The sequence below is a fragment of the Embleya sp. NPDC059213 genome (assembly GCF_042754445.1).
Taxonomy (GTDB): domain Bacteria; phylum Actinomycetota; class Actinomycetes; order Streptomycetales; family Streptomycetaceae; genus Embleya.
Genome location: NZ_JBHZAV010000061.1, coordinates 40233 through 52549 on the forward strand (window position 1 = coordinate 40233; position 12317 = coordinate 52549).

The following is a 12317-nucleotide window of genomic DNA, read 5'->3' on the forward strand; positions in this document are numbered from 1 at the left end:
GATGGGTCAGTGCCTCTCTCGGTGTGGTGCAGGCAACCTTCGGCGTACGTGCGGGCCCCATTGGGCCACCGCGGCCGAGGTCAGCAGATCGTCGTGCGCGTGGTCGAGGACGTGCTCCTCGACCACGCCGCGCACATGGGCCGCCCAGGCCCGACGGCCGGTGCGCTCGGTGTTCTCCCGCGCGGCGACACACAACACGTCGCCGCGGAACGCCGGGTAGGGGTCGGCGGGTGCGAGGGGTTCGTACGCGATGCGGGTGCGCAGCAGCGCCGCCACCAACTCCTCGCCCAGCGCGCCGACCAGGTCCGTCCCGGCCGCCGTCGACCGCAACAACTGTGCCCGCGCGGCCTCTTCGCCGAACCCGTCGTCCTGGGCCGGGTCGCCGTCCGCTCGTGGCACCGGCGGCTGAGCGTCGACGAGCACCAGCAGGTCCACCCGCTCGCCCGCACGCTGCAACTCGGTGGCCAGCGCGTACGCGAGTTCGCCGCCGAAGGACCAGCCCAGGAGCCGATAGGGGCCGTGCGGCCGGATCGTGCGGATGCTGCGCAGGTGCTCCGCGACCAGGTCCTCGAACCGGTCCGGCGCGGCGGCGCCGGACAACATCGCGGACTGGAGCCCGTACACCGGGTGATCGGCCGGCACCTGCGCAAGCAGGCTCGTGTAGGGCCAGGCGAAGCCGAAGCCGGCATGCACACAGAACAGCGGCGGGAGTTCGCCGCCGGCCCGCAGCACCGCTACCGGCGCCGTCGGGTCGTGCGCGGCACGGCCGGCGCGCAACCGCTCCGCGAGGTCGGCGACCGTCGGTGCGGTCAACACCATCGCGACCGTGACCGCATCGGGGTCGCGCCCCGGATCGGCGGCCCGGATCGCGCCGACCAGACGCACCGCGAGCAGCGAATGCCCGCCGAGAGTGAAGAAGTTGTCGTCGATGCCCACCCGAGGCAGGTCCAGGACGTCGGCGAAGACCCGACACAGCACCGCCTCGACGGTGTCCCGGGGCCCTCGGTCGGAAACCGACGCGGCGAAGTCCGGCTCGGGCAGCGCGGCCCGATCCAGTTTGCCGTTGACGGTCAGCGGCAGTGCCTCCAGTGGCACGAACGCGCTCGGCACCATGTAGTCCGGCAGCCGAGCCGCCGCCCACGTGCGCAGCGCGTGCGGGTCGGCTCCGCCGACCAGGTAGGCGGTCAACCGGGTCCCGTCCGCGCTCGGCACGACCGCGGACCGCTGCACGTCCGGGTGTGCGTCCAACACACATTGGATCTCGGCCGGTTCGACGCGGTGGCCGCGGATCTTGACCTGGTCGTCGGTCCGGCCGAGGTAGTCGATGACGCCGTCCGGGCGGCGCCGGGCCAGGTCGCCGGTGCGATAGAGCCGCGAACCCGGCGGCCCGAACGGGTTCGCCACGAACCGCGCCGCGGTCGACCCGGGACTGTCGAGATAGCCCCGGGCCAGGCCGACCCCACTGACATACAACTCGCCGGGCACGCCGACCGGGACCGGTTGCAGGTTGCCGTCCAGGATGTGCGTGGCGGTGTTGAGGATCGGTCGGCCGATCGCGGGCGTCGCGCTGTCCTCGGTGCCGGCACCGAGGGTGTTGATGGTGTACTCGGTCGGCCCGTACAGGTTGTAGCCCAACACGCCGTCGGTGTCGCGCAGCGCGGCCCAGACGCCGTCCGAGACCGCCTCGCCGCCGAGCAGCACCAGCGCGGGTCGGTGGCGGCCGGCGGCGGGGTCGAAGTCGAGGAGTCCTTCCTCCAGGAGGTGTTGGGCGTAGGTGGGGGTGACGTTGACGACGTCGATCCGGTGCCGGTCCACATACCGGGTCAAGGCATGCGCGTCACGACGCAACTCCTCGTCGCACACGTGCACTTCGTGACCCTCGACCAGCCACATCAACTCCTCCCACGACATGTCGAACGCGAACGACACCGTATGCGCCACCCGCAACCGCCGACCCGCCGCCGCCACCACCGGATCGAAGATCTCCCGACGGTGATTCACCTGCATATTGGTCAAGCCCCGATACGGCGTGACCACACCCTTGGGCCGACCCGTCGAACCGGATGTATAGATCACATACGCCGGATGCGCCAACCGCCCCGCGTCCCCCCGCACGAAGTCCGGGCGCTCGGCATCGGAAAGATCCGCACCCGACAACTCCGCCAACTCCGCCCGCACCAAAGCGTCGTCCAGGTCGACGAGGGGTCCGGCCACGCTGTCGTCCCCGGCGGTCAACACGCAGACCGGTCGGGCCTCCTCGACCATCCAGGCGATGCGCTCGTGCGGCAGGTCGCGCTCCAGCGGCAGGTAGGCCGCGCCGGTCTTGAGCACCGCGAACAGCGCCGCCACCATGTCGGCCGTACGCGGCAGCGCCAACCCCACCACCCGCTCGGGACCCGCACCACGAGCACGCAACAACCGCGCGATGCGATTCGACCGCTCGTTCAACTCCCGATACGACCACACCAACGGCGCGACACCCTCCGGATCCTGCACCACCGCCACCTCGTCCGGGACCAGCGCCGCACGCTCCTCCAGCAGATCGGCCACCGTGGCGTCGGGGAGCGGCAGTTCGGTCGCGTTCCACTCGCGCACGATGCGCGTGTGCTCCGCCGCCGACAACAGTTCGTAGGCGCCCACCCGGCGGTTCGGATCGTCGGCGATCGCGGCGAGCAGGCGCAACAGCCGCTCGGCGAAGTCCTCGACGGTGGTGTGGTCGAACAGGTCCGCCGCGTATTCGATGCCCAGTTCGACCGCGCCGTCGGGCACGGCCGCCAGATCCGTCTCGCGGAAAACGAAGTCGAGGTCGAACTTGGCGGTGGGCGGGGTGAATCGTTCGCCGACCGGGGTGATGTCGCCGAAGCGGACCTCGCCCACGCCCTGGTTCTGGTAGCCGACCATCACCTGGAACAGCGGGTTTCGGCCGAGCGAGCGGGCCGGGTTCAGTTCCTCCACGAGTCGCTCGAACGGCAGGTCCTGGTGGGCGAACGCGTCCAGGTCGGTGTCCCGCACCCGGGCCAGCAGCTCCGCGAACGTCGGGTTTCCCGTCACGTCCGCACGGATCACCACGGTGTTGACGAAGAACCCGATCAGTTCGCCCAATGCCTCGTCGTCCCGCCCGGCCACCGGACTGCCGAGCGCGATGTCCTGCCCCGCGCCGAGCCGGTGCAGCAGGGCCGCCACCGCCGCCTGATAGAGCATGAACGCGCTGGCGCCGGCCGCCGAGGCGACCGCCCGTATCCGGTTCGCGAGTTCGGCGGGGATCAGCCGTTCGACGGTGCCGCCGCGGTAGCCGGCCACCGTGGGACGCGGGCGGTCGATGGGCAGCGCCAGTTCCTCCGGCAGCTCGGCCAGGGCCGACGTCCAGTAGGCGAGTTGGCGGGCGTACCGGCCGCTGGGATCGGTCGGATCGCCGAGCAGATCGTTTTGCCACAGGGTGTAGTCGGCGTACTGGAGCGGCAGCGGCTCCCAGGCGGGCGCTCGTCCCGCGGCGCGTGCGGTGTAGGCGGCGGCGAGGTCCCGCGCGAACGGGCGGATGGACCACTCGTCGATCGCGATGTGGTGGAACACCGCGAGCAGCACGTGTTCGTCCCGGCCGACCCGGAAGACCGTGATGCGCAGGGGCAGTTCGGTACCCAGATCGAACGGACGTCGGGTGGCTGCCGCGACGAGCGCGGCCAGGGTGCCCGCCTCCGCTTCGGCGGCGGGCGTGGCTGCGTCGATGTCGACGAACTCGACCGCGAGTCGGGCCACTTCCGGCGCCAGGATGTGTTGGTAGACATCGGTGTCGCCGTTTCCGGCCGGCTCCCGGGCCGCCACACAGAGCGTGCGCAACGTCTCGTGCCGGTTGGCCACGTCCTGTACGGCCGCCTGCAACGCCTGCCGATCCAGGCTGCCGTGCAGCCGGACCGCGATCGGTTCGTGGTAGGCCGCGCTCGCCGTCTCGAATTGGCCGAGCAGCCACAGCCGTCGCTGGGCGAACGACAGCGGCACCCGATCGGGACGCTCCCGGCGGGTGACGGGCGGGCGCAGTGGCTCGGCGGCGGACGGGTCCGCTGTGGTGCGCTCGGCGAGCAGCCCGGCCAGCGTGGCGATGGTGGGGGCGGTGAAGACGTCGCGGATGGCGATCTCGACGCCGAGCGTGCCCCGGGCCTTGGCGGCGAGTCGGGCGGCGAGCAGGGAGTGGCCGCCGAGGTCGAAGAAGTTGTCCTCGGCACCGATCTCGGCGACGCCGAGGACCTCGGCGAACAGGGCGCTCAGCGCGAGTTCGGCGGCGCCGGACGGCGGGCGGGTACCGGAGCGGCCGACAACGGCGTCCGGTGCGGGCAGTGCGCGACGGTCGAGCTTGCCGTTGACGGTGAGCGGGAGCCGGTCCAGCGGCACGAATCCGGCGGGCACCATGTACTCGGGCAGCCGTTCGCGCAGGTGGGCGCGCAGTCGCGGGACCAGGCCGGCCGCCTCGCGCGCGGCGGCCGGGTGGTTGGCGTGGCCGGACCCGTCGGCACGGCCGGCACCGGTGGGCAGGTAGGTACCCACGACGCCGTGCGCGGTCGCGTCACCGGCCGTGAACACGACGTCGAAGCTGCCGGAGCCGGTCGCCGACCAGGTCACGGCCACGGTGTAGCCGAGTTCGGCCCCGAGCGCGTACCACGTCTCGGGTTCGGCCGCCGCGTCGTCGGCCCGCTCGGCCTCGGTGTGCGCCCGGCGGGCCTGGTCGACGGTGCCGCCGTTGGCCAGCACACGCTCGGCGGCGAGTTCGCCGGCGAGGCGGGCGTTGGGCACGGCACGCACCCGCAGCCCTTCGGGGCGGTCCTCGGTCAGCCGGCGAACCACCGGCTCGATGCCGGTGCCGGCGTTCCACGACAGGCTCGGGGCGTCGGCGAGCGAGGGGACGTCGGCGCCGCCGGTGCGACGCAGCACGGCGTCGTAACGGTGCCGGGTCAGTTCGTTGTGCAGGTGCCCGCGTTTGATCCGCAGGTCGACGCCGGCGAGGTCGGGCAGCAGGTCGGCCAGCCCGGCGAAGTAGTCCGGGTCGACCAGGAGTTCCTTCTCCAGCAGGACGGCGCGCTCGATCGCGGCGCGGACGGTAGCGTCGTCGGCGTCCGGGCTCGCCTGGCCGAGCCGGATCGCGCTGTGGAAGGTGCGGGCGAGTCGCAAATTGCGGATGTCGCCGACGAAGACCGCTCCGCCGGGGCGGACCAGGTCCAGGGCCCGGCGCAGCACGTCGGTGAGGTAGTCCAGGCTCGGGAAGTACTGGGCGACCGAGTTGATCACCGCCGTGTCGAAGAACCCTGTGGGCAGGTCGTCGAGTTCGTGCGCGGCGGCGGTGCGCAGTTCGACCTTGGCGGCGAGTTCGGGGGCGTGGGTCAGGTCCGCGCGCAGCTTGTCGACGACCGGCGCGGCGAAGTCGGTGGCCCAGTAGCTCTCGCTCGCGGGCGCGAGTTCGCCCAGGAGCAGCCCGGTACCGACGCCGATCTCCAGGATGCGGGACGGGTGCAGCTCGGTGATGCGGCGCACGGTCTCGGCGCGCCATTCGCGCATGTGCGCGAGCGGGATCGGGGCGCCGTCGTAGCTGCTGTCCCAGCCGGCGAAGTCCTCGGTGAACACGGCCGTGTCGATGGTGGTGTATTCGTCGGCGTAGATCTGCCGCCATTCGTCGAGGTGTTCGGCGTCGGCGTGGCCGTCGGTGCCGGCCGCGGTCTCGGGGACGAGGTAGGCGGTGAGCTGTACCGCGCCGTCCGGGCCGGTCGTGGGCACGACGGCGCTGCGTGCCACCTCCGGGTGTGCGTCCAACACGCTCTGGATCTCGGCCGGTTCGACGCGGTGGCCGCGGATCTTGACCTGGTCGTCGGTCCGGCCGAGGTAGTCGATGATGCCGTCCGGGCGGCGCCGGGCCAGGTCGCCGGTGCGATAGAGCCGCGAACCGGGTGGTCCGAAGGGGTTGGCCACGAACCGCGCCGCGGTCGACCCGGGGCTGTTCAGATAGCCGCGGGCCAGACCGACGCCGGTGATGTACAACTCGCCGGGCACGCCGACCGGGACCGGTTGCAGGTTGCCGTCCAGGATGTGCGTGGCGGTGTTGAGGATCGGTCGGCCGATCGCGGGCGTCGCGCTGTCCTCGGTGCCGGCGCCGAGGGTGTTGATGGTGTACTCGGTCGGCCCGTACAGGTTGTAGCCCAACACGCCGTCGGTGTCGCGCAGCGCGGCCCAGACGCCGTCCGAGACCGCCTCGCCGCCGAGCAGCACCAGCGCGGGTCGGTGGCGGCCGGCGGCGGGGTCGAAGTCGAGGAGTCCTTCCTCCAGGAGGTGTTGGGCGTAGGTGGGGGTGACGTTGACGACGTCGATCCGGTGCCGGTCCACATACCGGGTCAAGGCATGCGCGTCACGACGCAACTCCTCGTCGCACACGTGCACTTCGTGACCCTCGACCAGCCACAACAACTCCTCCCACGACATGTCGAACGCGAACGACACCGTATGCGCCACCCGCAACCGCCGACCCGCCGCCGCCACCACCGGATCGAAGATCTCCCGACGGTGATTCACCTGCATATTGGTCAAGCCCCGATACGGCGTGACCACACCCTTGGGCCGACCCGTCGAACCGGATGTATAGATCACATACGCCGGATGCGCCAACCGCCCCGCGTCCCCCCGCACGAAGTCCGGGCGCTCGGCATCGGAAAGATCCGCACCCGACAACTCCGCCAACTCCGCTCGCACCGACGCGTCGTCGAGGTCGACGAGGGGTCCGGCCACGCTGTCGTCCCCGGCGGTCAACACGCAGACCGGTCGGGCCTCCTCGACCATCCAGGCGATGCGCTCGTGCGGCAGGTCGCGTTCGATGGGCAGGTAGGCCGCGCCGGTCTTGAGCACCGCGAACAGCGCCGCCACCATGTCGGCCGTACGCGGCAGCGCCAACCCCACCACCCGCTCGGGACCCGCACCACGAGCACGCAACAACCGCGCGATGCGATTCGACCGCTCGTTCAACTCCCGATACGACCACACCAACGGCGCGACACCCTCCGGATCCTGCACCACCGCCACCACATCCGGGACCAGCGCCGCACGCTCCTCCAGCAGATCGGCCACGGTCAGTTCGGGTACCGGGTGGGTGGTGTCGTTCCAGCCGGCGACCAGCCGGCCGCGTTCGGCGGGGGCGAGTACGTCGATCCGGGCGCAGCCGCGCGTCGGGTCGTCGGCGAAGGCTTCCAGGATCCGCAGGTAGCGTTCGGTGAGCACTTCGACGTCGGCGCGGGTGAAGGCGTCGTCGTGGTACATCGCCCGCAGGCGGGTCACCTCGCCCGGGGTGACCACCACCGACACCGGATAGTGGGTGGCGTCGCGGACCGCGTGGCCCAGCACGCGCAGTGCCCCGTCGGGGCCGAACCCGCGGTTCTTGTCCGGCAGCGGCAGGTTCTGGAAGACGAAGAAGGTGTCGAAGAGCGGGCCCGCGCCCACCATGGCCTGGAGTTCGCTCAGGCCCAGGTACGGATGGTCGTGCAGGTCCGCCTTGTCGTCCTGGGTGCGCCGCCACAGCTCGGCGATCGACTCGTGGGGCGCCGAACGCACGCGTACCGGGACGGTGTTGAACAGCACGCCGACGGTGGTGTCGATGCCTTCGACGTCCGGATGCCGGCCGGAGACGAGGGCGCCGAAGACGGTGTCGTCGCGTCCGGTGAGCCGGCCCAGCAGCAGGCCCCAGGCGCTTTCGTAGAGCGTGCCGACGGTGACCCCGGCCGCACGGGCGCGGGCGGCCAGGCGGCCGGCCAGGGCGGCGGGCACCTCGCGGTGGATCTCTCCGGCCGAGTCCGGGGTGGCGTCGTCGCCGGGCGGGCGTGGGCCGGCCAGGAGTGTGGGTTCGGTGACGTCGCCCAGATAGGCGTACCACGCGGCGCGGGCCGCGTCGTGATCGCGGGTGCCCAACCAGCGCAGGAAGACCCGGAAGGGGGTGGCGGACCGCGCGTCCTCGGCTGCGGCGTCGGTGTAGAACTCCAGGAGCGAGGTCAGCGCGAGGCCGCCGGACCAGCCGTCGAGCAGGGCCACCTGTGAAGTGAGCAGGAGCCGGTGGCCGGTGGCGGAGGTACGGGCCAGGGCGAAGCGGATCAGCGGTGGGCGAGCGGGGTCGAACGGGATCTCGCGCCGGCGGTCGGCGAACGCCTCGAACGCGGCCTCGACGTCGACGGGTCCGTCACCGGGTCCGGCCGCGGCATCGGCTGCGGTGAGGTCGGTGTGGGTGAACGGCACGGTGAACCGTCGGGGCACCACCTGCACGGGTCCGTCCTCGGTGCCGACGAAGCCGGCCCGCAGGTTCGGGTACTTCTCCAGGACCCGGCGAGCCGCGTCCGCGAGCCGCTCGACGTCCACCGGGCCGTCCAGGAACAACACGGCCTGCTGTACGTAGATGTCGCGGGCCGCGCCGTCGAGCATGAGGTGGAAGAGCAGCCCCTCCTGCAACGGGGACAGCGGCAGCACCTCGGCAACGCCCGCGCCGCCGAGCGCGCGATCGAGCGCGGCCTCGTCGACCCGGCCGCCCTCCGCGTTCCCGGCCGAGCCCGCGTCGGGCAGGGCCGGGAGCAGGGCCGCGCGCCAGGACCGGAGCAGGGCCGCGATGTCGAGTTCGGGCAGCGTCTTGGGGTCGGCGACCACCCGCAGCGCGATGCGTCGGCCCGCGCCGGAGGGCGAGTGGTCGACCCACAGGTCCAGGCGCAGCGGATAGCGCGAGAGCGAGTGCCCGTCGCTGTCCCGGTCGTGGGCGAGCAGGGGTTCGTCACCCAGGTCGGTGTGCCCGTAGGCCAGCAGCACGCCGGCCTCGGGTGCATCGGCGAGCGCACCGGCGATCTGCTCGACCAGATGCAGCGCCATGCCGAAGTCCGCCGCGCCGCGCGGATCGGCGGGCAGCGCGTCGGCGGCCGATACACCGGCATCGCCGAATCCGGGTTCCAGCAGCGCGGGGAAGACCCGTCGCAGGTCGCCGACGGTGTGCGCGAATCGATCGCCGTGCCGGTCCCGGTCGTCCTCGGCGATGTCGAGGAACAGCGGTCCGGCGGCCGACTCGCCCAGCACCTTCGCCACGGTCGCCGCCAGGATCGCCCGCAGTGGCGTATCCGGGGTCAACGCGACCGTCCCCGGCGGGAGTTCGAGAACGTCGGCGACGACGGCGGGGGGTGTGTCGGCGATCCCGGGTTCGTTCGTGGCCCACGGCGCGGGTGTCTCCAGCTCGTCCACCCGGTCCATCAGGGTGAACCAGCGGATGGCGCGGTCGAGCAGGTCCGGGTCGGCGGCGTCCCGAGCGACGGCGGCGGCGTAGTCCGCGGGCGTCGCGGGCTCGGGCCCCAGCGGTTCGCCGCGCAGTCCGGCGCGCAGTTCCTCGGCGAGGATGCGCCACGACGTCCCGTCGAGCAGGCCGCCGGGCACCGCGACGACCAGCAGCCCCGGCCGGGTGGGGCCGCGATCCACCCACGCGGTCGCGGGAGTCGCGTCCACGCGGGCCACCCGGGCGGTGGAGCGCCGGGCGTCCGCGCCGACGCTGAAGGTGCCGCACCACGCCGTGGGCTGCTCGGTGCGCAGGCGTTGGTGGCGGGCCAGCACCGCGGTCGCCCGCAGATGTGCGGTCTCGGCGGTGAGTTCGGGCGGGGCGATCAGCGCGCGCACCGTGGGCGGGGCGTGCTCGAACGCCTCGCGCCGCCACAGCGCCACGGGGGTGTGCACCGGGTGGTCGTTCGAAGGTTTGAGGTCGCTCACGTCGTCCGCCCCGAGTTCGTGTTCGCTGTCGTCGTCGTGGTGCCGGTGGTGATCGTGGCGCCCGGGATGCGCGCGGCCGTCTCCGCGGCCCAGGCCGCGAGCAGGCGGCGGGCGTCGTCCGCGTCGACGCTCGGCCCGGCGCACAGCGTGAGCCGGCATCGGGTGCCGTCCTCGCCCGCCGCCACGGCGATCGCCGCGTCCAGGGGCCAGCGCGTACTCACCGCCGACGGCATGTCGTCGGCCCACCCTCGGGCGGGCGCGTCCCGCAGCACGATCTCCGCGCGGGCGCCCCGGCCCAGCACCCGTGCGCCGGACCGGCTCGCGTAGCGCACCCGGGTGTAGCCGGCCCCGCGCAGGTCGGCGGCGCGCGGTTCCGGCGCGGGGCCGCCCCGGGTGACGGTGAGGGGGTAGACGTAGGCGAACGAGCCGACCGGGGGCGCCGATTCGGGCGCTCGGCGGCGGAACGGATCCACGAGCCGGTCGATCAGCAACTTCTCCACGTCGGGGGTGCGTGCCTGTAGGGCGCTCAGGAACGCCGCGCAGGCGGCGGCCCGGACGGCTTCGTCCGGGTCGGCTCCGCCGGCGCGGGCGACGACGGCCGCCAGGAACAGGGGGCGGCCCGAAGCCGTGCCCTGGACGGCGGGTGCCGGTGCCGCGTCGCGCAGTTCCTCGGCCCAGGTGCTCTCGTCCGCGTCGGCGCGCGCCACCTCGTCCGGGTCCGCGTCGAGCGTCCCGGCCGTGGGCGGCGACGGTGTCCCCGGCGACTCCTCCGCCAACACGGCGGCCAGTTCGTCCGCGACCCGTTCGACCGCCGCCGCGTCGAGCGCGAGCGCGTGCGCGACCACGAACAGGCGCTCCGGCGTCAGGGTCACCGCCAGCGTCGGTCCGCGCGTCACATCCAACTCGGCGGCCATCCGGCCCGGTTCCCCCGCGGGGTCCGCCGTCGTGCTCGCGACGACGCGCACGGTGGGGTCCGCCTCGGCGACCGAGGTGGTGCGCCACAGCCGTTTGCCGACCGTTTCGATCCGCAGCCGCAAGGCCGGGTATCGACCGACGAGTTCGGTCACTGCCCCGGTCGGGAACTCGTCCCGGCCGGCCGCGATCGGGCGCACGGCGCACACGTGGTGGCCGTTCGGCCCGGTCCCGCCGTCGCGGAACACGTGCGACAGCGGCGGATCGGCGAGCGGCACCGGCGCGGCCGGCACCGATGCGGGCGGGGCCGGTGCGGCCGACACCGCCGCCTTCGGGTCCTCGCGTCGGGCGACCCGGGCGAGCGCGGCGGCGCTCTGGTGTCGGAAGACGTCCTTGACCGTGAACCGCAGCCCGATCGACCGGGCCCTGGTCGCCACGAGGGTGGCGCCGATGCTGTCGCCGCCCAGTGCGAAGAACCCGTCCCGCGCGCCGACCCGGTCCACCCGCAACACCTCGGCGAAGATCCGGGCCAGTTCGGCCTGCGCTCCGTCGCTCGGCACGGTGTCCGGAGTGCTCGGCGCGACCACCGGATCGGGCAGCGCCGCCCGATCGAGCTTGCCGTTGGGCATCAGCGGAAGCGCGGACAGCACCACGATCGCGGCCGGGACCAGGTGTTCCGGCAGGTGCTCGGCCAGTTCGGCGCGCAGCGCCTCGGGGTCCACGTCGGCCGCCGCGGCGGGCACCACGTGGGCGACCAGGATCGGCGCGCCGGTCGGCCCGGGTCGGGCGCCGACGACGGCGGTCGCGAGGTCGGTCCGACGGTTCAGGTGCGCTTCGATCTCGCCGAACTCGACGCGCACCCCGCGCAGTTTGACCTGCCGGTCGGTGCGGCCCAGATAGACCAGGACGCCGTCGGCGCGCCGGCGCACCAGGTCGCCGGTGCGATACATCCGAGTGCCGGCGGGGCCGTAGGGGTCGGCGACGAAACGTTCGGCGGTCTGTCCGGGCCGATGCAGGTATCCGTCGGCGAGTTGGGCGCCGGTCAGATACAGCTCGCCGGGCAGGCCGATCGGCGTGGGGCGCAGTCGGGCGTCCAGGACCAGGGCACCGGTGTTCCACACCGGGCGGCCGATCGGTACCGCGTCCGTGTCCGAGCCGGCGCCCGGTGCGGCCGGATTCCACGCGGTTGCGGTGATGGTGGCCTCGGTGGGCCCGTACGTGTTGTGCGGCATCAGGCCGAGTACTCGGGCGCTGCGCGCCGCGGTGGCCGGCGGCAACACCTCGCCGCCGCACAGGAGCAGCCGCAACGACGGGGGGCGGGGCGCGGATCCGGCCTCGACGGTGTCGAGTACCGCGTCCAGCATCGGCGGCACGAAGTGCGCCGCGGTGACCGCGTGGGTGGCCAGGAGCGCGGCCAGGTGCGCGGGGTCGCGGTGCCCCTCGGCGGCGGCCAACACGACGGCGGCGCCCTCGCCCAGTGGCCAGAACAGCTCCCACAGCGACACGTCGAACCCGATCGGTGCCTTGTGCAGCACCCGGTCGGCGGGGCCGAGCCGGTACTCGCCCTGGACCCAGGCCAGTTGGTTCGCCAACGCGCCGTGCGAGACGAGCACGCCCTTGGGCCGGCCGGTCGAGCCGGAGGTGTAGAGCACGTACGC

Annotated in this window: 1 protein-coding gene and 1 pseudogene; both read right to left on the reverse strand. The window is 73.1% G+C overall.

Annotated elements, in window-relative coordinates; genetic code table 11:
• Window positions 1–6: 6 nt before the first annotated feature.
• Window positions 7–9906 carry an amino acid adenylation domain-containing protein gene (locus ACFXMF_RS22940; RefSeq protein ID WP_380020745.1) on the reverse strand — a complete coding sequence of 3300 codons (9900 nt, stop codon included), beginning with the start codon at window positions 9904–9906 and terminating at the stop codon, window positions 7–9.
• Window positions 9907–11024: 1118 nt separating this feature from the next.
• Window positions 11025–12311: pseudogene (locus ACFXMF_RS22945) on the reverse strand (non-ribosomal peptide synthetase); the annotation flags it as partial.
• Between the last annotated feature and the right edge of the window lie 6 nt (window positions 12312–12317).